This is a genomic window from Streptomyces profundus (assembly GCF_020740535.1).
Taxonomy (GTDB): domain Bacteria; phylum Actinomycetota; class Actinomycetes; order Streptomycetales; family Streptomycetaceae; genus Streptomyces; species Streptomyces profundus.
Genome location: NZ_CP082362.1, coordinates 2,216,409 through 2,236,021 on the forward strand (window position 1 = coordinate 2,216,409; position 19,613 = coordinate 2,236,021).

Annotated in this window: 22 protein-coding genes; 2 read left to right on the forward strand and 20 right to left on the reverse strand. The window is 71.6% G+C overall.

All coding sequences use genetic code 11. From position 1 onward, the window contains the following. Positions 1–24 precede the first annotated feature (24 nt). Together K4G22_RS09535 and K4G22_RS09540 are read right to left on the reverse strand one after the other, a co-directional pair. Positions 25–771: a prepilin peptidase gene (locus tag K4G22_RS09535; protein ID WP_228079452.1), complete on the reverse strand. Its 747-nt coding sequence runs from the start codon at positions 769–771 to the stop codon at positions 25–27. Between the two features lie 343 nt (positions 772–1,114). Next, a complete protein-coding gene (locus K4G22_RS09540; protein WP_265590265.1) occupies positions 1,115–1,633 on the reverse strand; it encodes a DUF1990 domain-containing protein in 519 nt (172 codons plus the stop codon). An 87-nt stretch (positions 1,634–1,720) separates the two neighbouring features. On the opposite strand from K4G22_RS09540, the gene K4G22_RS09545 reads away from it, so the two are divergent. Further along, complete coding sequence (locus tag K4G22_RS09545) at positions 1,721–3,553, forward strand: serine/threonine-protein kinase (protein ID WP_228079454.1); 1,833 nt, start codon at positions 1,721–1,723, stop codon at positions 3,551–3,553. A 36-nt stretch (positions 3,554–3,589) separates the two neighbouring features. Here K4G22_RS09545 and K4G22_RS09550 read toward each other — a convergent pair whose 3' ends face one another. The 15 genes from K4G22_RS09550 to K4G22_RS09620 form a co-directional block, all read right to left on the reverse strand. Then, positions 3,590–4,330 (reverse strand): OmpA family protein, encoded by a 741-nt coding sequence (locus K4G22_RS09550; RefSeq protein WP_228079455.1) that lies wholly within the window; start codon positions 4,328–4,330, stop codon positions 3,590–3,592. A 10-nt stretch (positions 4,331–4,340) separates the two neighbouring features. Continuing rightward, on the reverse strand, positions 4,341–4,895 hold the full coding sequence (locus tag K4G22_RS09555) for a hypothetical protein (RefSeq protein WP_228079456.1): 555 nt from the start codon (positions 4,893–4,895) through the stop codon (positions 4,341–4,343). Between the two features lie 99 nt (positions 4,896–4,994). After that, entirely contained in the window at positions 4,995–5,582 is a 588-nt protein-coding gene (locus tag K4G22_RS09560; RefSeq protein WP_228084022.1) for a pilus assembly protein TadG-related protein, read from the reverse strand. After that, positions 5,579–5,779: a hypothetical protein gene (locus K4G22_RS09565; RefSeq protein ID WP_228084293.1), complete on the reverse strand. Its 201-nt coding sequence runs from the start codon at positions 5,777–5,779 to the stop codon at positions 5,579–5,581. Before K4G22_RS09565 ends, K4G22_RS09560 begins: the two co-directional genes overlap by 4 nt. Before the next feature lie 356 nt (positions 5,780–6,135). Beyond that, on the reverse strand, positions 6,136–6,471 hold the full coding sequence (locus K4G22_RS09570; RefSeq protein ID WP_228079457.1) for a hypothetical protein: 336 nt from the start codon (positions 6,469–6,471) through the stop codon (positions 6,136–6,138). A 105-nt stretch (positions 6,472–6,576) separates the two neighbouring features. Next, a complete protein-coding gene (locus K4G22_RS09575) occupies positions 6,577–7,218 on the reverse strand; it encodes a hypothetical protein (RefSeq protein ID WP_228079458.1) in 642 nt (213 codons plus the stop codon). Between the two features lie 74 nt (positions 7,219–7,292). Continuing rightward, positions 7,293–7,595 (reverse strand): WXG100 family type VII secretion target, encoded by a 303-nt coding sequence (locus tag K4G22_RS09580; RefSeq protein WP_228079459.1) that lies wholly within the window; start codon positions 7,593–7,595, stop codon positions 7,293–7,295. A gap of 109 nt (positions 7,596–7,704) precedes the next feature. Beyond that, a complete protein-coding gene (locus K4G22_RS09585; protein WP_228079460.1) occupies positions 7,705–8,595 on the reverse strand; it encodes a DUF5936 domain-containing protein in 891 nt (296 codons plus the stop codon). 57 nt (positions 8,596–8,652) lie between these two features. Next, positions 8,653–9,612 (reverse strand): type II secretion system F family protein, encoded by a 960-nt coding sequence (locus K4G22_RS09590; RefSeq protein WP_228079461.1) that lies wholly within the window; start codon positions 9,610–9,612, stop codon positions 8,653–8,655. A 2-nt stretch (positions 9,613–9,614) separates the two neighbouring features. Beyond that, positions 9,615–10,955, reverse strand: a complete 1,341-nt coding sequence (locus tag K4G22_RS09595; RefSeq protein ID WP_228084023.1) for a TadA family conjugal transfer-associated ATPase — start codon at positions 10,953–10,955, stop codon at positions 9,615–9,617. Between the two features lie 108 nt (positions 10,956–11,063). Then, positions 11,064–11,474 carry a TadE/TadG family type IV pilus assembly protein gene (locus K4G22_RS09600; protein WP_228079462.1) on the reverse strand — a complete coding sequence of 137 codons (411 nt, stop codon included), beginning with the start codon at positions 11,472–11,474 and terminating at the stop codon, positions 11,064–11,066. Between the two features lie 4 nt (positions 11,475–11,478). Beyond that, positions 11,479–11,853: a TadE/TadG family type IV pilus assembly protein gene (locus K4G22_RS09605; RefSeq protein WP_228079463.1), complete on the reverse strand. Its 375-nt coding sequence runs from the start codon at positions 11,851–11,853 to the stop codon at positions 11,479–11,481. After that, positions 11,850–13,076, reverse strand: a complete 1,227-nt coding sequence (locus K4G22_RS09610; protein ID WP_228079464.1) for a CpaE/TadZ family protein — start codon at positions 13,074–13,076, stop codon at positions 11,850–11,852. The genes K4G22_RS09605 and K4G22_RS09610 overlap by 4 nt, the downstream gene beginning before the upstream one ends. Positions 13,077–13,094: 18 nt before the next feature. Further along, entirely contained in the window at positions 13,095–13,844 is a 750-nt protein-coding gene (gene cpaB, locus K4G22_RS09615) for a Flp pilus assembly protein CpaB (protein WP_228079465.1), read from the reverse strand. Between the two features lie 94 nt (positions 13,845–13,938). Then, complete coding sequence (locus K4G22_RS09620) at positions 13,939–14,826, reverse strand: hypothetical protein (protein ID WP_228079466.1); 888 nt, start codon at positions 14,824–14,826, stop codon at positions 13,939–13,941. A 324-nt stretch (positions 14,827–15,150) separates the two neighbouring features. Between K4G22_RS09620 and K4G22_RS09625 the strand changes: the two genes are divergently transcribed. Beyond that, a complete protein-coding gene (locus K4G22_RS09625) occupies positions 15,151–16,206 on the forward strand; it encodes a chitinase (protein WP_228079467.1) in 1,056 nt (351 codons plus the stop codon). A 119-nt stretch (positions 16,207–16,325) separates the two neighbouring features. Here the strand turns inward: K4G22_RS09625 and K4G22_RS09630 are convergent, their stop codons facing one another. Genes K4G22_RS09630 through K4G22_RS09640 form a run of 3 tightly spaced genes read right to left on the reverse strand, consistent with a single transcriptional unit; the run spans position 16,326 to position 19,613 of the window. Further along, on the reverse strand, positions 16,326–17,597 hold the full coding sequence (locus K4G22_RS09630) for an alanine racemase (RefSeq protein WP_228079468.1): 1,272 nt from the start codon (positions 17,595–17,597) through the stop codon (positions 16,326–16,328). Between the two features lie 25 nt (positions 17,598–17,622). Beyond that, positions 17,623–19,119: a PH domain-containing protein gene (locus K4G22_RS09635; protein ID WP_228079469.1), complete on the reverse strand. Its 1,497-nt coding sequence runs from the start codon at positions 19,117–19,119 to the stop codon at positions 17,623–17,625. Beyond that, entirely contained in the window at positions 19,116–19,613 is a 498-nt protein-coding gene (locus K4G22_RS09640; protein ID WP_228079470.1) for a PH domain-containing protein, read from the reverse strand. The genes K4G22_RS09635 and K4G22_RS09640 overlap by 4 nt, the downstream gene beginning before the upstream one ends.

Genomic DNA, 19,613 nt, shown 5'->3' on the forward strand with positions numbered 1-19,613 from the left:
GTCGCGCCCACGGCGACGGCTGAATTAACCGGCGAGTCCCGCCACCACCAACGAGCCCAGCGCGCCCAGCGCCATGAAGGGGCCGAAGGGCACCGGCGTCCTGCGAGACGCCCGACCGGTCAGCACCAGGGAGAGGCCGTAGCCGGCCGCCAGCAGGAAGCCGACGAACGTGCCGAAGAACACGTGGTCCCATCCGTACCAACCGAGGACGAGACCGATCGAGGCCGCCAGCTTCACATCCCCGAACCCCATGCCCCTGGGGTTGATCAGGAAGAGCAGGAAGTACACCCCGGTGAGCACCCCGCCGCCGGCCAGGGCGCGCGGCCAACTGCCGTCCGCCCCCGGCAGCAGCGCGCACACCCCCAGGGCGACGGCGAGGGCCCCGGCCAGGGGGAGCGTGAGCACGTCCGGGAGCCGCTGCACCGACAGATCCACGGCGGCGAGCAGCACCAGCGGTGGCACGGCCAGCAGCCACACGGCCACCTCCGGCCGCCCCCCGACCGCGGCGGCCAGCACCCCGCAGCAGCCGGCGGTCACCGCGGCCAGCCGGACGGCCGACCCGCCATAGCGCGGGCCGTCCTGTGCCACGCAGCCGGGGCAGCGGCCGGAGCCCACCCAGCCGGCCGCGCCCCGCTCCAGGGGGTGGCCGGCCGGACAGTCCGAACGCCAGGACCGCTCGGGCTCGACGGACAAGCGGTAGCCGGGGCGCACCAGCAGCGGTCCGGCCAGCGCGCCGAAGCAGCTGGCGACGGCGATCAGCAGGTAGGGCACGGCCCGAGCGTACGGCCTGGTCCCGGCCCTCGGGCGGGGCGGCTGTGGACAGGCGCACGGAAGAGATGACAAAAACGCCAAGCGGGCCGGTCCGCGCCATTGGGGGAGAGGGGCGGACCGACCCGTCGAGTGGTCGGATCGGAGCAGGGGGGGTAGCTCACGATCCGCCCGGCCAGCCGTCGCCGGGGTGGGTGTGGCGACGCTGGCATCCACGGTGTCGACCAGGGCCAACACGACGGAACCATACCGCACACCACCAGCGTCGCCGCTCCGGGAACGGGCGCCTTCGCCGCAGCTCGGACGGGGTGACGACGCGGAACGACCACCGTGGACGCGCGGGGCGTCACCCGGCGCTGAGCCGGCGCAGCACACGACCGTAGCGGCGGCCCACAAAGCCCCGCGCCAGCCGCCCCAGCGGGCCGGCCAACCGCATGTACCAGGCGGCGGGCCGGCTGATCGCGGTCACCGCGAGCCACACCGAACCGTCCGGCTCCCGCTCAAGGACGAACGACTCCTCACCGGACTCCGGATGGCCGCGCAGCGTGCCGTAGGCGAACCCCACCCGGTCCGGCTCGGCCACGCACCACACCACCCGGCAGGGCGCGCGGAGCAGCCGCAGCGGGCCGACGCCCAACGTGATCACGGCCGTCACCCCGGGGGCGGCGCGGGGCGTCCCGGCCGCGACGGGCACCCAGGCGGCCCGGTGCACACGCCAGTCGAACAACGCCTCCTCGGCCGCCCGCCACACCTCAGGACCCCGACCCAGCCGGGTGCGGGAGCGCAGCCGGTGCCAACCGGCGGGCGGGACGGCGCCGGCGCGGGTCACGCCCGGTTCGCGATAGTTGAAAGTCGATGCGGACAGTTGAACTCGTCACCCCTCGTTGCCGGTTGATACCGGACACCTCATAGCATGCACCGTACCGTCACCGGTTCTCAGGGGGATCGACTCATGGCAGCGCAGCACGAACCGTCACAGTTCAGTCCGCTGGGCCCAGCCGATCCCCAACAGGTCGCCGGATACCGCCTGGTCGCCCGGCTCGGGGCCGGCGGGATGGGCAGCGTGTACCTCTCCTTCACGCCCGGCGGGCAGCCGATCGCCGTCAAGGTGGTGCGCGGGGAGCTCGCCGACGACCCGGCGTTCCGGCGCAGGTTCGAACACGAGGTGCGGGCCGCGCGCGAGGTCCAGGGCATCTACACCGTGCCGGTGCTGGACAGCAACACGGAGGGCGCCGCGCCCTGGTTGGCCACCGCGTTCGTGCCCGGGCTCTCCCTCCACGAGGTGCTCGCCGCGCACGGCCCGCTGCCGGCACAGACCGTGCTGCTGCTGGTGGGCGGCATAGCCGAGGCGCTCCAGTCGATCCACTCCAGCGGCATCGTGCACCGGGACCTCAAGCCCGGCAACGTGCTGCTGAGCGCGGACGGCCCCAAGGTGATCGACTTCGGGATCGCCAGGGCCGCCGACGTGACCGCGCTGACCGGCACCGACGTCCGCGTCGGCACCCCGGCCTACATGGCGCCCGAGCAGATCGTCGGCACCTCCCTCACCCCGGCGGCCGACGTGTTCGCGCTGGGCATCGTGGCCTACTTCGCCGCCACCGGCGGCCATCCGTTCGGCGAGGGCGCCGCGCACGCGATGATGTACCGCATGGTGCAGGAGGCGCCGGACCTGTCGGCGGCGCCGGAGGCGTTGCACGGGCTGATCGCGGCCTGTCTGGCCAAGGAGCCGACCGCGCGGCCGACGCCCGCGCAGATCATCGAGGGCTGCCGGGCGCTGTCCCCCGGGCAGACGTTGCAGCGTGACGAGAGCTGGCTGCCGGCCGGGGTCGGGGCGGCCGTCGCCGCGCGCCGCAACGCGGTGCTGCCGGTGCCGGAGGCGCCCCAGACCCCGCCGGCCACCCCGCCGCCGCCGTCGACCCCACCGCCCGGCGCCTTCGGGCCGCCGGCGACGCCGCCGGCCGTGGGCCAGGCGTCGGGGTCGGGAACGCCGCCGCCGAACGGTCCTGACAGGCGGACCAGGAACGTCGTCCTGCTGGTGGTGGCGACCGCCGTGGTCGCCACGCTCGTGGGCGCCGCGCTGGCCACCAAGTTCGCCGGCACCGAGGCGGAGTCCACCAACCCCTCGGCCGGCGCCACCGACAACGCGGGCGGCCCCGACGACACGGCCACCCCCGACGACGACGAGCCGGCGGACGACAACGCCGACGGCACCGACCCCGAGGACTCCCCACCGGCCGACCCCCCGACCACCCCACCGGGCCGGGAACCCGACCCTGACTCGAACTACACACTGACCGAGGCAGGCGTCGATCTGGACATCGTGGCGCCGATCTTCCATCGGGACACCACGTCCAACTCGGACGGCCGGTGTGTCGGCGGCAACGCCACCGAGGTGGATCTCGACGGTCTGTCAGTGGACACCGGCTTCGGTGCCGTCGGTCTGTCACCGGCGACCGGCGACGAGATGGTCTACATCTACTGCGACGAGGCGGGACTGACGGACCAGGGCATCGAGTTCCACCCGCAGACTTTCGTCGGGCTGATCGACAATCCCGATCTCACCGCGGAGGAGTGTTACGAGGCGGCCCACACCCCCAACGTCCCCCACCTGATTCCGATCGACGACATCTGGGAGGACCGCACGCTCAGGGAGAACACCGGCCTGTGCTTCGAGACGCCCGAGGACAACGTTGTCCTGTTGTGGATCAACCGGGTCACGCCTAATCCACACAACAAGGATCTGCGAACCTATCTGACGACGGCGACACAGTGGAGCCGCAGCTAGGGCGAGCCAGGCGTTGACCAGGAGGAGGGCCCCAGGTCACTCTCCGGTGGGCCAGGAGATCTCCACTCGGCGGTTCTGCTGTCGCCCCTCCTCGGTGTTGTTGTCGTAGAGCGGGTAGTCCTCGCTGTAGCCACGGACGTTGAAGTCGATGGTGTCGGCGTTGGTGAGCAGTTCCAGGAGCACCAGATGGGTGTTCCTGGCGCGGTTCTCGGAGAGGGTCACGCCGCTCTCGTAGGAGCCGATGTCGTCCGTGAAGCCGAAGATGTTCACCTGGGACGGCTGGTACTCCTCGATCGCGGCGGCCACATCGGCGAGCGCTTCCTCGGCCTCTCCCGAGATCTCGTCGCTGCCCCGCTCGAAGAGGACATCGGTCTGCAGGGTGAACTTGTGCTGACCGCTGGTGCGTTCCTCACGCTGCTCCCCGCCGCCGTTGGGCCCCTGCCCGTCCTCTTCCGGCGGACGCGTGGGCTGCTCGGTGGCCCCTTCGGTCGGCTCTTCCACCTCGGGGTCGGTTTCCTGAGGCTGAGCGCCTCCGATGTCCTGCACGACGAACTTCACGTCGAGCACCCTCGGATCCGCCAGCGCCGCACCGTCGGTCAGCATCAGCCCCGCGGCATCGGGATCGACCTCGGGCGGTGCCGGCGCCTCGTACCCGGGCGGCTGTTCCACGGGCTCGTCGGACTCGTCGGCCGCGGCCAGGGGAACACCGAACGCCCACACCGCCGCGGCGGTCGAGGCGACCACGGCGATCCGGGCCTGATGGCGAATCGTGTGCATTACTGGCCTCTCAGCGAATCTCGATGGTGGCGGGGGGCATCTGGCCGATCTGGAAGTCCACCTGCGTGGTGGCGGCGTCCGGTTCCGGGAACTGGGCGAACCAGGTCACGGTGTCCGCGGCCTCCAGATGGAGTGCGAAGTTGGTGCACAGGCAACGACCCTCGGTGTCACGCAGGATCAGGTAGCGCTTCCCCTCCTCCATGGCGGTCAGCGTCGCCCCGGCCATGGAGAAGTCGTTGCCCGCCAACTCGTTCTCCTGGCCTGCCCAGGCTCGTGAACGCCAGTCGGCGCCACTGCCGTTGTGCAGCGTGCCCTCGACCGTCAGGAACCCTCCGGTCTCCCGCTCCGCGCGGGTGACGGTCAGGGTGATGTCCTCCTCGCCGGTGACCGTGGCGAGAATCGCCGGCTCCTCGCTCTCATCGCCGTTCTGCTCTTCCCCGTCGCCCCCGGCGCCGTCGTCCTCCGGCTCCTCCTCGGGGGTGCCGGTGTCGCCGCTGGGCGTCGCCGCCGGCTCGCCACCGTCATCATCCCCGCCACCGCTGCAACTGGCCACAGCGATGACCAATGCGGCTCCCAGGGCAATAACGATCAAGATGAGACGCGATTTGCTATCACGGAGGTCCATCGGGCGCTATTCCTTTGCCTGTCAACTCGTCTGCGATGGTCAATCTTCCAAAAAAACGCGGAACATATCCCGGGCCTCCGGCAAGGCGTCCTCGTCTCCGGGGTCGAAGGACCAGTCCCGATCTTCCTCACAGCTGAACTCGACGCGGTCGTCCTCGTCCGAGGTGAGAACACAGAGGCCTCGAATCACGGCGGTCGCGCTCGCTTCGGCATGCTCGTTCTCGGTGGCGGGAATGAGGGAGTCGCCGACCGGTTCGAGGGTTCTTACGCGCACCGTGTAGCTCAGCTCCATGTCGCCCGCTTCACACGACACCACCTCGGCCCCGTTGCGCTCCGCCAATCGCGGCGCGGCCTGCCGACATGGCGCGTCCGTACGTGGGCCGTCGCCGTCGAGAATGTCTCCCAAGTCGACGTCCTCGTCGTCCAGGCCATCGAGAAACTCGTCGAAGAGCTGGTCTCTCGACTCTCCCGCTGCCGCCAACGCCGCCGCGTCAGCGGCAGATTGGGCGCTACTGCGCGTTACCGCAGCCTGCGCGAAGACGAAGAAGAGCAGGGCCAACGTCAACAGGCCAGTGATCATCCAGAGATAGAGGGGAAAGACGGCCCCGCGCGAACCTCTCGGGATCAGCCGAGAATATTGCCGACCGCGTTCGCGACCGCGTCCGCGATGGCGTCCTGAATGTTCAACGACACCACCGCGACCACCACCGTCGCGATCAGGAGCAGCAGGCCCGCGTACTCCACGAAGCCCGCGCCGCGGTCGGTGGTGTGGGGGCGGAGTCGTGTGTTGATGGTGTGTCTGATGTACGACAGCAGCCTGCTCATGGTGTCCCTCTCCTCCGGCCGACGCCGGCTCAGCCGGGCCTTTGTCGGCCCTGCCCCTCCACCTCCCACGGTAGCGCGGGAGGGGGGGTGCGGGTATCCGGAGCAGCGGGCAACGGCGCCTCGTGGGGCTCCCGTTGATGGCGGGACGCACCATGCCCGACCCCCTCCCGCAGGCCAACCCCTACACCTTCCGCACTGACTGTGCCACATTCGGTGCCGATAGGTCAGCAAGTCCCCGGCCCCCGAGCATGGTTGGCCGGATGGCGGGCTTCCGGGGCGGCACACGCTCCACACCGGGCACGGAAGGACGTGCCCAGCGAGGCGGGCCGTGAAACGGGTCGGACGGGACGAGTGCGTCAGACGGCCTGCTGCTCGCCGCCACCGCCGCCCTCGCCGCCGCTGTCCTGGAGGGTGCGCGCCAGCTCGTCCTCGTAGTCGGTGACGGTGGTGATCACGGTGTCCGTCATGTCGGCCAGGCCGGTGAGCTGCTCGCTGATGTCGCTGCGGCCGTCCTTCCAGCCGCTGACGAAGCTGTCCAGCGCGTCGACCACCCGGTCGTCGCCGAAGGAGTCGTTGTACTGGTCGAAGGTGTCCCCCGTCCGGTTCATGTACTCCTTTACGGAACGCAACTGCGGTGCGAACTCCTGTAGTTCGGCGAGCGGGATCGCCATCCTCTCTTCACTGCCGGACATGCGCCGCCCTCCCCTCCGGTAGGTAGTTCAACTGATCAACGGGTGAAGCGAGTGAAGCGGGTGAAGCGGGTGGAACGAGTGTGCACGTGGGACGGCCGGGGTCCGCTAGAGGAAGCGGAACGTGGAGGTGATGGCGTCGAACACGTCGAAGAAGGAGTCCGCGAGGTCCAGCACCTGGCTGGAGCCCGAGACGAGCGCCACCGCCTGCTGGTCCCCCGGGACGGGGATGAACGTCTGCATCAGCACCGCGCGGACGGTGCGGCTGTCGTTGGGGACCTTGATGTCCTCCACGCCCTTGGTGCGCGCGGCGGTGCCGACGTCCTTGATGTCGACGACCGTGACGTCCCGCCAGGCGTCTCCCGGCTTCTTGGCCTCCCGCGCGCCGAGTTGGCCGACAATGGCCGATGGCTCGGTGGGAAGGATCTCGCCGGTCGACGTGCGGGCTCCGATCATGGAGACCGTCACGGACGCGGTGATCGGGGGTCCGTCGCCGAAGCTCTGCGCCATGCAGCCGCAGTAGACGGACCCGTTGTCCCAGGCGTGTTTGGCCTGCTTGCGCAGGAAGCCGCCGATGAGGTCGCGGTGTTCGGCCATCTCGGGGTTGGCCCGCACCCGCTCGTCGACCATGCGCCGGATGCTGTTGTCCCGGGTCTCGGGCCGGAGGTCGAACTCCCACCAGGAGTCGGGGACGTTGATCCGGAAGCCCTCACGCTTGACGGTGACGGCATCGACCCATTTGTCGGTCATGGCGTTCGCTCCCCTCAGTGCCCAGGACCCACGCGGTCACCCGCCGGCGAGGGCCGTCAGCAGCCTACCCGCGGCTATTCGCGGAGCCCTTCCTCCAGCTGTCGGTCCAGGTCGGCATAGCCGTCGGCGGCGCCGTCGAGGAAGTCGGCCATGCCCTGGAGCGCCTCGATGGCGTCTCTGGCACCGGAGTTGAACTCGTCGTAGGACTGGTCGAACGCCACCGATGAGGCGGAGGTGACATATCCGTCCCGAACCAGGTCCTGGATGTACGTTCGCAGGGTTTGCAGCTTGGTGTGGATCTCGTCCTTGGACTCCAGCAGGTGGTCAGCCGCGTCGTGCATGTCCTGGTATGTGACGTCGATGTCGCCTTCGGCCATAGTGACACCCCCTCCCTGATGAGCCTACGCGGAGGCGCGTCGCCGCGCTTCCACGACTTCGTAACAGCCGCCGCACAGAAGGCGCAACCACGCGGTGGGCGGCCGGCGTTCAGCGGTCTCCGAGAAGCTCGCGGAAGTCGGTGCCCGACCCGAGAAGCATGCCTGTGACAATAATGATCATAGTGGCGGGAACCATGAAGACCAAGGTCGCCAGAGTCGCCTTGGGGATGGCCTTCGCGGCCCTTCGGCGGGCGTTCTGCGCGTCCGTCCGGCGCATGTCCTTGGCTATCTGGACGAGGGTGTCGGCGATCGGCGCGCCCAGCTCCTCGCCCTGCTGCAACGCGGTGACGAACTGGTTGACCGGCTCGGAGTCGTTGCGCCGGCGCAGCTCGTCGAACGCCTGCCGGCGGGGAACGCCCATGTCCATCTGACGCAGGGTGATCCGTATCTCGTCCGCCCAGGGCCCCTCGTAGCGTGCGGAGACCCGGTCCAGGGCCTGGCGGAAGCTGAGCCCGGCCGAGACGACGACGGCCAGGACGTCGAGGAAGTCGGGGAGCGTGCGGTCGATCACCTCGCGCCGCTGGCGCACGCCCTCCCAGATCGCCGCGTCGGCGGCGAACAGCCCGAAGGCGAGGCCGAAGAGGGCGAACAGCGGCCAGCCGGCCACGGTGAACAGCGTGGCGGTGGCCAGGCCGAAGGCGCCGTAGACGGCGCGCCTGGCGGCGTAACGGTCTATGGTCAGGCCGCCGGGATGGCCCGCCAGGTCGATCTTGCGCCGTTTGCGATCGACGGCGGCCGGCCCCATCAGCCGCAGCACCAGGGGCGCGAAGCGCATCCCGAGCCGGTCGACGGCGGAGCCGGTGGCCGTCACCCGGGTGGAGCCGATCTCCAGGGCGAGCGCCAGATCGGCGGGCAGCGGAGTGCCGGACCGCAGCATGCGGATCGCCGCGACCACGCCGAAGACGGCGACTCCCATCAACAGACCAAGCAGCAGCGCCATCACCGACCCAGCCTCTCACCGAAGGACAGCGGCATCCGGACCGGCGGCGAGCCTCGTTCAGACATCGATACGCCCGAACCTGCGCACCACCACGAAACCCACCACATACAGCGCGAGCGACACCAGCATGGCGATCTGGCCGCCGGCGCTCGACGTGACGCGGCCCAGCGCGCCGGGCGACATCGAGTTGATCATCAGCAGCGCGCCCAGGCCGAGCAGCGGGATGGTCACCGCCGTCGCGTTGATCTCGGCGAGCATGGTGCGCACCTCCCGCCTGGTCTCCTTGCGCTCCTCCAGCGTCGTGGTGAGGTTGCGCAGCGAGGCGACGATGGTGCCGCCCGCGCGGTTGGCCAGGACCAGCGTGGAGACGAGGACGGTCAGCTCGCGGGACGGCAGCCGCTCGCCCAGCTCGCCCAGGGCCTCCTCCAGGGACCGGCCGACGGCCAGCTGGTTGGCCACGATGGTGAGCTCGGCGCCCGCCGGCTCCTCCATCTCCTCGGCCGCCATGGAGAGCGCCGTGCGCATGGCCAGGCCGGCCGCCGTGCCGTTGGCGATCAGCCGGGCCAGCTCGGGGAGTTGGCCGATGAACCGCTCGGTGCGCTTGGTGCGCTGCCAGTTGAGGAAGGTGTTGGAGCCCCAGATCGCCACCAGGCCGAAGACCGGGCCGAAGAACGGCGCCAGCACCACGGAGCCGATCAGCCAGAGCCCGGCGACCGCGCCCAGCACATAGCCGGCATACTCGCCGACGCTGAGGTCGAGCCCCGTGGACTGGAGCTTGAGCCGCAGCCGCCGGCCGAACTCGGTGCCCCGCAGCCGGCGGTCGAGCCCGGCGAACGGACGCCGGCGGCCACCGGGGGCCGGGTCCGTCGGGGCGGCGGACGGCTCCCCCGCGTCGCTGAGCCGGCTCAGCAGCTCGCGGTGGCCGGCCCGGCCCGAGGAGTAGAGCCGCAGACCGGCGACGCCGCAGGTCAGGGCGAGCACGGTGAGGCCGATGGCCAACAGCGAGAGATCGCTCATGGTCAGTTCGCCTCCCGCAACGCGAGGTGGGAGTCGTCGAGTTGGACCCCGAAGGCGGGCGGCACCTGCTGGCCCGCCAGATACAGCCGGTTGGCCACCGCCCGCGGCAGCGGGTAGTGCCGGAAGTGGCCGTTGACCCGGCCGTCCCGGGTCATCGGCTCGGCGTGGAACGCGCTGACGGTGGCGATCTGGAACGGCTGACGGCCGTGCGAGGCGAGGATCGCGACCTCGGACACCCGCCGCGATCCGTCCGGATGCCGCGCCAGCTGCACCAGCACGTCGACGGCGCTGTTGATCTGGTCCCGCAACGCCTCGAACGGGACGCGGAGTTCGGACATGGAGGCGAGCGTCTGGAGGCGCAGCAACGCGTCCTCGGCGCTGTTGGAGTGCACGGTGGCGAGCGAGCCGTCGTGCCCGGTGGACATGGCCTGGAGCATGTCGAGGGTCTCGCCGCCACGCACCTCGCCGACGATGATCCGGTCGGGCCGCATCCGGAGCGAGTTGCGGACCAGGTCGCGGATGGTGACCTCGCCCTTCCCCTCGATGTTGGGCGGCCTGGACTCCAGGCGGATCACATGGCTCTGCTGGAGCTGGAGCTCCGCCGCGTCCTCGACCGTGACGATGCGCTCGCCCTCGGGGATCAGCCCGCTGAGCGCGTTGAGCAGCGTCGTCTTCCCCGACCCCGTGCCGCCCGAGACGATCACGTTGCACTTGGCCCGGACCAACCCGGCGAGCAGCGTGAGGAGTTGCTCGTCCAGGGTGCCGAAGCCGATCAGCTCGGCGAGGGTGTAGGCGCGGGGGAAGCGGCGGATGGTGAGGGTGGCGCCGGAGAGCGCCAGCGGCGGGATGATCACGTTGACCCGCTCGCCGGTGGGCAGCCGGGCGTCCACCATGGGGTTGGACTCGTCCACGCGCCGGTTGACGGCGGAGACGATCCGCTCGATGGTCTGCATCAGCTGTTCCTCGGAGGCGAAGCCCAGCGGAAGCCGCTCCACCCGGCCCGAGCGCTCCACATAGATCTGGTCGGGCCCGTTGACCATGATCTCGGTGATCGAGGGGTCCTCAAGCAGCGGCTCCAGGATGCCGAGGCCCAGCGCCTCGTCCACCACCCGGCGGATCAGCAGGGCGCGTTGCTGGGTGGAGAACACGGGGCCCTCGCGGCTGAGGATATGGCCGAGCACCCGCTCCAGCCGGTCCCTGCGCTCGGCGAGGTCGAGCGAGGACATCTCGGCGAGGTCGATCTCCTCCAGCAGCTTGGCCCGGTAGACGGCGACCTGCCGGCCGTCGCTCAGGCCGGGGCCCGCCGGCTGGTCGGGGGTGTGCACGCGGGAGCGCAGGCCCATCGAACGGTCCTTCACCTGGATCGCACCTCCATCGGATCCGTCGAACGGCCGGCACGTGCCCGGCGTCGGGGGCTGGCCGCCGCGCCTGGGCGGCGCGGCACCGCACGTTCAGTCACAGGGCATCGTCACCGTTCTGGAGGCACGGCCGAGGCCGTTGAAGAACGGCAGCACCGTGGGGATCTCCACGCTGGCGGTCACCGTGGCCTCCTCGCCGCAGCCGTCGAGTTCGAAGGTGGCGCCGGCCGCCGCCCAGGAGCTGAGCGACGCGCGCCCGCTGGCCGCGTACTGGTCGGCTATCTCGTCCTGAGCGGCCGTGCGGGCCGCCGCCCTGGCGGCCGAACCGGCCTGGAGGGCGGCATACCCGACCAGGCCCAGCTGAAGCGCGGCCAGCGCCACCGCGACCAGCAGCGGCAGCCAGCCGGCGAACTCAACGGCGGTGACGCCGCGATCGCGCCGCTCGGCCGCCCGAAACCGGCCGGGAAACCGGCCGCGGGGCCGACGGCTGGGCTGACGGGGCATCGGCTCAGCCCTCCTCGGCCGCGCCGGCGGTGGCCGTCACGGTCATCGGCAGGTTGAAGGCGCCGGGGAAGAGCACCGGCACCTTCAACTCGACCCGCGCGGTGCGGACCTCGCCGACCAGCGGGCAGGAGACGGATGTCTCCCAGGCGCCCGGCACATGCTCCCGCGCGGCCCCCGAGCAGGCCGACTCGGCATCGCCGCGCGCCGCCGCACCGGCCCTCGCCCCCTCGTCGGCGGCGTTGCCGGCGAGCGAGAAGGTGTAGCCGATCAGGACGCACTGCCAGATGACCGCCATCATCAGCAGGACCAGCGGGAAGAGGCCGGCGAACTCCACCACCACCGCGCCCCGGTCCCGGCCCGGCCACCGCCCACCGCTCATGCCCGCCGGCCCCTGCGGCGGCGCGAGCGAGCGGGGGCGGAGCGCGGCGCGGCCAGGCCGAGCTCGGCGGCCACCTCCGTCATGGCGCCACGGACCTGGCCGCGCGCGTCCAGATCCTGCACCCGGCCGGCGTCGAGGGCCTCCCGCAGCTCCTTGAAGGCGGCCGGGATGACGCTCTTGGCGACCTGGGTGCCGGTGATCCTGGCGACGAGTTGGGGCTGGATATGGCTGGTTCTGGAGTGTCGGTTGATCACCGTGAGGGTGTCCTGCGCCTTGCGGATGCGCAGCCGGTCCCACATGCGCACCATCCGGTTGACGGCCCGGACCGCGATGACGTCCGGCGTGGTGACCAGGACGGCGGTGTCGGCCATCTCGACGGCGGCGGCGTTGGCGGCGTTCATCTGGGAGCCGCAGTCCACCACGACGACGTCGAACCGGGCGCGGACCGCCGTCAGCAGATGGCGGGCGGTGGCGTCGGTGACGTCCTCGCCGCGCTCGCCCTCGGCGGGCGCGATCAGCATGGAGAGGCCGGTCTCATGGGTGAACACGGCCTCGGCGAGCACCTGCGGGGTGATGTCGGCGATGCCGGCCAGGTCGGCGACCGAGCGGCGGAACTGGACGTCGAAGAAGGAGCCGACGTCCCCGCAGAGCAGGTCGAGGTCGACCAGCACCGCGCCGCGTTCGAAGGCGCCCGAGCGCTGGGCGGCCAGGGCGAGTTGGGTGGCGAGCAGGGTGCCGCCGACGCCGCCCTTGGCGCCGCAGACGGCGACGATCCGCCCGCCGGGGCCGGCCGGGACGCCCTCCCCGGCCCCCAGGTGGCGGCGCATGCCCTCGGCCCACTGGCCCGCCGCCGCGACCCTGGCGGCGATCTCCTCATAGGACGGGGGCAGCCCGGCGAGCCCCCGGGCACCGGCGTCCATCGCCGCGGAGTAGAGCGCGGGGGTGGGCTCGGCGGAGGCCAGCACCACGCCGACCGCCGGGAAGCGCAGGGCGACCTCGCGGACCAGCTCCAGCGCGGGCAGCGGCCCCACCGCCTCGTGGATCACCACCACCTCCGGCAGCCCGGTGAGGGACTCCCGCACCAGCGAGGCCAGCGTGTCCAACAGGGTGGTGGAGTCGGGCACCGCGCGCATGGGCTCGCTGTCGGGCAGCTGGCTCAGCAGCGTTATCAGGGAGCGCGCGGTGTCCGGATCGCCCACCACGGGGAGAATGCGCGTCGTCATCGGTGCCACCTGCATTCCTTACGGGAACAACTCGTCGAGACCGGCGTGCGGGTTGCCGACGATGTCACCCATGATGGTGTAAGTGCGTTCCTCTGGTGGAATTTCCGTCTCCTCGCCGGGGGCCACCAGTGCCAGCCGCACCTGTTCGGCGAACGCCTCGGCGTAGGTGACGCGTTGGGCGTCGGTGTTGTCCAGGGCGAAGGTGATCGGCACCGCCTGCATGGTGCTGCGGTCCTCGCCGTCCACCTCGGTCAGCTCGCCGACCTCGATGACCTCGGCGTTGTTCACCATCAGCCGCACGATCTCGAACTCGTCCTCGTCCTCCCCGCCCTGCTGGCGGACCCGGAAGGCCGCGTACATGTTGATGCTGGCGCCCGGGTAGATCTTGCCGGCCACCCCGGTGGAGGCGTCGATCATCACCGCGATCTCCTGCTGGCCGGGCTGGAGTTCGGGCCGGTCGGCGAGCATGTCGCGCTGGAGCAGCGACCCCTCCCGCAGCGGGCCGACGGCGACCTTGTCCGCCAGCTGGTCGAGATCCGTTATCGCGGAGTCGGGGACGTAGCGCTCCGGCATGCTGACCTCGACGACCTGGTCGGCCGTCACCTCCTGGTAGGGGTCGACGTCCTCGGCGAGCTCGTAGGCCCTCGTCTCGGGGCCCACCTTGGACTCCACGTCGTTGATCACCGCTATCACCCCGGCGAAGGCGCCGAGGGCCAGCAGGAGGGAGAGCACCAGCAGGAGCAGGCCGCGCCGCTGACGTGCGTTCATAGGACGTGTCTACCTTCTCCGGCAGCCCCGGCTGCGGTGGGCGTGGAACGGGCCGCAGTGGGCCCTTCGGTGAGCATGGGACGATCGCCGCCGCTCATCCGACCGGGCCGGAGGCGAGCGCCTTGCGGTGGCTTGGCGTTATGGCGCGCGGTCGCTGCTCCAGGGGCACCAGCGGCGAGGCGCAGAAGGCGCAGCGATCCCCGATCAGGGTCAGACCGCACCAGTGGCACGCCTCCTGCCGCATCGAGCTGACCATCTGGTAGAGCAGCGAGACATCGGGGATGGCGGCGGCGAACTCCACCAGCTTGCCCGTGGCCCACCAGGACCCCGACTCCTCGGGGAGCGGCACCGGATACAGCGCCTGCACCTGCCAGCGACGGGCCAGCGTGCCGCTGACCCACTCGCTGCCGAGACCGCCGGCGGCGTAGGTGAGCGCGGTGGAGAACTGCGGGCCCGTGAGCGTGGCCCCGCCGTCGGGGCGCACCAACTGGGGTGTGGGGCCGGCGAGTACCGCGCAGGAGCGGCCGGCGGGGCGGGCGCCCTCCTGGGAGGCGGGCAGGGTGATGGGCACCCGGGACAGCTTGCCGCCGGAGGCCAGCAGCGCGCCGGCGTAGATGTAGTGGGCCAGCAGGCGGGTCGAGGCGCCCAGCACGCCGGGGCTGAAGTCGCAGACGGAGAGCTGCCGCAGCTGACGGACCAGCACGGCCGTGCCCAGCGGCGGCAGCGCGCTGGGGAGCAGGGCCATCCGGTCGGTCTCCAACATCGCCCTCACCGCGTGCAGCCGTTGGACGAACGGGAGCGGCGTGGCGGTCGGATAGACCACTATCAGGTAGCCGTGCTGGTTGATCAGACGCCCGATCTCGTCGAGCGCGTCGGGGAAGCCCTGCTGGTCGGGCGGGGTCAGGACATGGGCGCCCGGGGTGTGTTGGTCGGTGGGCGGCAGCACCAGGCCGGTACTGGTGACCGCGATCGCAATCGACATGCCGCTCCCCCTGGGCTGAGGACCCGTCTCTTGTTCAGCTGTGTCTGCCCGCCTGGCAGCTTATCGACTCCCACGGACAGGAGAACACCGTCATCGGACTCCGCTCTCCTCGAAGCGGCGCGGGAGACGAACTCCGGAGAGAACCCCGGACTCTGTCGGGACCATTGACACCGCCGCTGGTCTGGACCAATCTGCTGGTGCGACGGTGGCCACCGTTTCCCCACAGCACAACTGTCCGCGCCCTTCCGCCCGTTCCCCACCCGGGACAGCGGGGAGAGAGGTGCGGACGGCCCCCCACCCCCACACCTTGCTACGGAGACGAGCGTGGACGAGTTCACTTCGCATCGACCCAGCCCCACCCAGGAACGTCGCGCCGGCCGGCGGTCGCGTGTCGCGCTGCGGCTCGGCGTGGCCACCGCCGCCGGCGGGCTGCTGGCCGCCGGGCTGATCGGCGCGGCCGGCGCCGTGACCGCTGACGACGACCCCGCGCCAACGGCCGTGCCGGCCCACACCCTGACCGGCTACTGGCACAACTTCGACAACGGCTCCACCGTGCTCAAACTCGGTGAGGTCTCCCCCGAGTACGACATCCTCGCGGTCTCCTTCGCCTCCTCCACCAGCACCCCGGGCGAGATCGACTTCGAGCTCGACCCGGTGCTCGGGTACGCCTCGGAGCAGGAGTTCAAGGACGACATCGCGGCCAAGCAGGCCGACGGCGTCGCCGTGATCATCTCCGTGGGCGGCGAGTTGGGCAACGTCACGGTGAACGACGCCGCCTCGGCCGCCGCGTTCGCCGACAGCACCCTCGGGCTGATGGCGGAGTACGGCTTCGACGGGGTCGACATCGACCTCGAACACGGCATCAACGCCCAGTATCTGACGCAGGCCATGGAGGCCATCCACGCCTCGGCCGGCGACGATCTGGTGTACACCATGGCACCGCAGACGCTGGACATGCAGAACACCGGCAGCGAGTACTTCCAACTGGCGCTGAACACCAGCGACTTCCTCACCGCCGTGCAGACCCAGTACTACAACAGCGGCTCCATGCTGGGCTGCGACGGTCAGGTGTACTCGTCGGGCACCGTGGACTTCCTCACCGCGCTCGCCTGTATCCAGCTGGAGAGCGGACTCTCCGCCTCCCAGGTGTCCCTCGGCGTGCCGGCGACCCCGAACGCGGCCGGCTCGGGGTATGTCGACCCGCAGGTGGTCAACGACGCGCTGGACTGCCTGGCGCGGGGCACCAACTGCGGCTCGTTCGTGCCGGACCAGACCTACCCCGAGATCCGGGGCGCGATGACCTGGTCGGTGAACTGGGACGCGCACGCGGGCAACTCCTGGTCGAACACCGTCGGCCCGCACGTCCACGGCCTGCCGTGACGCTCGCCGCCTGAGACGCCGTCTCAGCCGCCCCACCTCGCGCCGGCCCGCCCCGCCCTGACCGGCGGGCCGGTGCGGGCCGGCGCCGTCGGCAACCGGCGCGGCAGGGCGGCCCCGGCTCAGAAGAAGGTGCGCAGGCAGTCGACGACCGTGCCGTCGGCCGTGACCACCGGAATCAGCGGCCACTTCTCGAAGATGGTGCACGGGTGCGACATCCCCAGCGCCAGCCACTCCCCCACTCCCGGGGCCGCCACCCCCTCCTCGGCGCGCACGAAGGCGTGTTGGTCAGCGAGCTTGACCACGGAGAGACCGGCCCCGGGCCGCCGGCCGCCGTCGGCCGAGCGGACCTCGACCACCTCGGGGAGCCCCAGGTCGTAGGCGATGTCGCGCTTCCCCGCGTTGAGCAGCGCCAGGCCCGGCTCGGGCTGGGACACCACCTGGGCCCAGAGCAGGAAGGCCGGGCGCAGCTCGCCCTCCGCCGGCACCCGCGCGAAGGGCGTGATCTCCCGGTAGCGGCCGTGGTCATGGCTGACATAGGCGCCGGCGCGCAGCACGCGCACCGTGGGCAGGGAGAGCGCGGGCAGCTCGGCGAACGCCTCGGCCAGCACGTCGAACCAGGCGCTGCCGCCGGCGCTGACCAGCACCTCGGTGAGGCCGTCGAACCTGCCGGCGGCGTCGAACTCGGCGGCCAGGGCGCCGAGCTGACCGAGCCACCGGCGCACGGACACGGCGTCGGCCCCGGGCAGCTCACCCTCGTACCCGGCGACCCCGACCAGCCGCAGCGTTCCCGCGCCGGCGACCGCGTCGGCCACGGCCGTCGCCTCGGCGACATCCCGCACGCCGGTGCGGCCACCGGGGGCGCCCCACTCCACGACCACCTCCAGCGGGCGACGGGCGCCGGCGGCGCCGAGCGCCTCGTCCATCAGCGCGACCCCGGCGACGGAGTCGACATAGACCACGCAGCGGAACTCGGGGTCGGCGTCCGACTCCGCCGCCAGCCACCGCAGCGCCGCGCCGTCCACCACCTCGTTGGCCAGGAAGATCCTCGACACCCCGAAGGCCCTGGCCACCCGCGCCTGATGGGGCACGGCGACCGTGATCCCCCAGGCGCCGAGGTCGAGTTGGCGGTGGAAGAGCGCGGGCGCCATGGATGTCTTGCCGTGTGGCGCCAGGGCCAGGCCGTGGCGCGCCGCGAAGTCCGCCAGGGTGCGGAGGTTGTGGTCCAGCGCCTCGGCGGAGGCCGTCAGCAGCGGGGTGGTGAAGCCGCCTCGCTGGAAGTTCCGCCGCTCGGCCGCCAACTCGCCCACGGTGCGGCCGGCCGCATCGGGCGGCAGCCCCTTGAATCGGCTGTCCAGGGTCTCGTTGGCGAGCTGGTCGAGCGGGCTGGCCATGGGGCTGCTCCCGGGTTCCGACGGGTCAGGGGACGAGCTGTTGCGACCCTATGTGGGCCTCGATGTCCCCACCACCCCGCCGAAACGGCTTCACCTGGGACAGCGCTTCGGCGGCGAGCGGCACGGCGTCGGCCATGGCGAGATCGACCGCCTGGTAGACCCCGTCCCCCGCCGCCGTGGAGACCCGCACCGTGGCCAGGCCGAGGCGCCGTTGCAGCGGCGACTGGCGGATGGACACCCCGCTCACCGCCGAGTGCCGCAGCACGGACGTGACCCGGCTGAGGGCCCCGGACCGAAAGACCAGGTAGTCGCCGCGCACGCTGTGCCCCAGGGCGCGGTAGCCGGCGCAGGCAAGACCCACGGACAGCGGCCCGAGGACCAACAGGACGGGCAGCCAGACGCGTTGCCCCAGCGGCGCCACCGCCGACACACAGCCCGCCGTGGTGAGCAGCGCCCAGGTCAACCGGCGCCGCAGCGCCGCCACCGGATGGCGGACCAACGGCTGGGCCAGCGGATCGGCGCGCAGCACCTCGGCCGCGACCCGGCGGGCCACCCGGCGCGGGCCGCGCGGCAGGATGGCCACCCCCTCGCTCCACCAGAACACCCCCGTCGTGATGAGGCTGGTGTCCGTGGTGCCGAGCCAGCGCCACAGCAGCGGCTCGGAGAGGCTGACGCCGCGCACCCGCGACTCGTCCCGCACCACCTCCCTGGTCCTGAAGAGACCGCGGGAGGTGCGCAGCACCTCGCCCTGCTCGCCCGGCTCCCTGGTGAGCCGGAAGTGCGCCTGGCCCGTGAGGAAGGCCCCGCCCATGCCGGCCGCGCCAACCAGCACCACGGCGGCCCAGGCCACCAGGGCCGTGCGCACCGGGCCCTGCGCGTCCCAGTCGGCGAGCGAACTCACCCAGCCGCCCACGTCCACCCCGAAGGCCCCCAGCGTGAAGAAGCCGCCCCAGAGCAGCCCGGCCGCGGTCAACAGGGCCCATACGCCGAAGAGGTTGTGGATGATCCAGCGCCAGTCGAACTCGGCCATGGCCGGCGGACGGGCCTCCTCCCGCTCCTCGGCCGGGACGCCGGTGAGCTCGGCGCGCAGCTGGTGGGCGGCCTTCTTGGAGACCGCGTCCAGCGTGAGCGCCGCCTCCGTCGTGGTGCTCGTCTGGCCGGCGCCGATGGTGAGACGACGGACGCCGGCCAGCCGGTGGATCAGCCGCGCGTCCGCGTCCACCGTGCGGATCCGCTCCCGGCTGATCGAGCGGTGGCTGCGGACCAGCACCCCGGATCTGCGCTCCACATGGCTCTCGGTGACGCGGTAACGGGTGGTCAGCCAGCGCACCAGATCCCCGAGCGCGCCCCAGACGCCCCAGGCGGCCAGGCCGACCAGCGGCATGATCGTCATCGAGCCCCGGGCGTCGAGGAAGAGGATGGCGAAGCCGCCGGGCAGCATGGACAGCACCACCCGCAGCCCGTCGGCCCAGATCAGCCTGGGGTCGAGGCGCCGCCAGGGAACGTCGCTCGGCTCGGTCATGTGGCGTCCCCTGGCGTGCGTCGGGTGATCTCGGTGAGCCGGTCGGCGGCGGCGCTCGCCGTGTCGGGGGCCAGGCCCCGGATCGAGATGGCTCCGCTGGACGAGGCCGTGGTGACCACCAGGGTGGTCAGGCCGAGCAGTTGGTCGAAGGGGCCGCGCACCGTGTCCACCGTCTGTATGCGGGATATCGGCGCTATCCGCCACTGCTGGACCAGCCAGCCCTCCCTGGCGAAGACCGCCTCCTCCGTGCTCTCCCAACGATGCACCCGATAGCGCCAGTTCGGCATGACGAGGACGTAGGCCGGGATCAGCACGGCGGCGGCGACCAGCAGCGGACCCGTCCAGGGCCGGGCCGACGACCACACCGCGTGCAGCAGCCCCAGGACGCCCGCCACCGGAAGCGACCAGGCCAGCGCGCGCGCCACCCAGAGGGCCACGGCGCGCCGCTCCACGCGGTGCTCCGGCTCGCGGAGCGGAACGGGATGATTCATCAT

Coding starts and splice junctions, on each gene's coding strand:
- K4G22_RS09545 (WP_228079454.1), top strand. CDS start 1,721: ATGGCAGCGCAGCACGAACCGTCACAGTTCAGTCCGCTGGGCCCAGCC.
- K4G22_RS09550 (WP_228079455.1), bottom strand. CDS start 4,330: ATGCACACGATTCGCCATCAGGCCCGGATCGCCGTGGTCGCCTCGACC.
- K4G22_RS09565 (WP_228084293.1), bottom strand. CDS start 5,779: ATGAGCAGGCTGCTGTCGTACATCAGACACACCATCAACACACGACTC.
- K4G22_RS09570 (WP_228079457.1), bottom strand. CDS start 6,471: ATGTCCGGCAGTGAAGAGAGGATGGCGATCCCGCTCGCCGAACTACAG.
- K4G22_RS09575 (WP_228079458.1), bottom strand. CDS start 7,218: ATGACCGACAAATGGGTCGATGCCGTCACCGTCAAGCGTGAGGGCTTC.
- K4G22_RS09580 (WP_228079459.1), bottom strand. CDS start 7,595: ATGGCCGAAGGCGACATCGACGTCACATACCAGGACATGCACGACGCG.
- K4G22_RS09585 (WP_228079460.1), bottom strand. CDS start 8,595: ATGGCGCTGCTGCTTGGTCTGTTGATGGGAGTCGCCGTCTTCGGCGTG.
- K4G22_RS09590 (WP_228079461.1), bottom strand. CDS start 9,612: ATGAGCGATCTCTCGCTGTTGGCCATCGGCCTCACCGTGCTCGCCCTG.
- K4G22_RS09595 (WP_228084023.1), bottom strand. CDS start 10,955: ATGGGCCTGCGCTCCCGCGTGCACACCCCCGACCAGCCGGCGGGCCCC.
- K4G22_RS09600 (WP_228079462.1), bottom strand. CDS start 11,474: ATGCCCCGTCAGCCCAGCCGTCGGCCCCGCGGCCGGTTTCCCGGCCGG.
- K4G22_RS09605 (WP_228079463.1), bottom strand. CDS start 11,853: ATGAGCGGTGGGCGGTGGCCGGGCCGGGACCGGGGCGCGGTGGTGGTG.
- K4G22_RS09610 (WP_228079464.1), bottom strand. CDS start 13,076: ATGACGACGCGCATTCTCCCCGTGGTGGGCGATCCGGACACCGCGCGC.
- cpaB (WP_228079465.1), bottom strand. CDS start 13,844: ATGAACGCACGTCAGCGGCGCGGCCTGCTCCTGCTGGTGCTCTCCCTC.
- K4G22_RS09620 (WP_228079466.1), bottom strand. CDS start 14,826: ATGTCGATTGCGATCGCGGTCACCAGTACCGGCCTGGTGCTGCCGCCC.
- K4G22_RS09630 (WP_228079468.1), bottom strand. CDS start 17,597: ATGGCCAGCCCGCTCGACCAGCTCGCCAACGAGACCCTGGACAGCCGA.
- K4G22_RS09635 (WP_228079469.1), bottom strand. CDS start 19,119: ATGACCGAGCCGAGCGACGTTCCCTGGCGGCGCCTCGACCCCAGGCTG.
- K4G22_RS09640 (WP_228079470.1), bottom strand. CDS start 19,613: ATGATGAATCATCCCGTTCCGCTCCGCGAGCCGGAGCACCGCGTGGAG.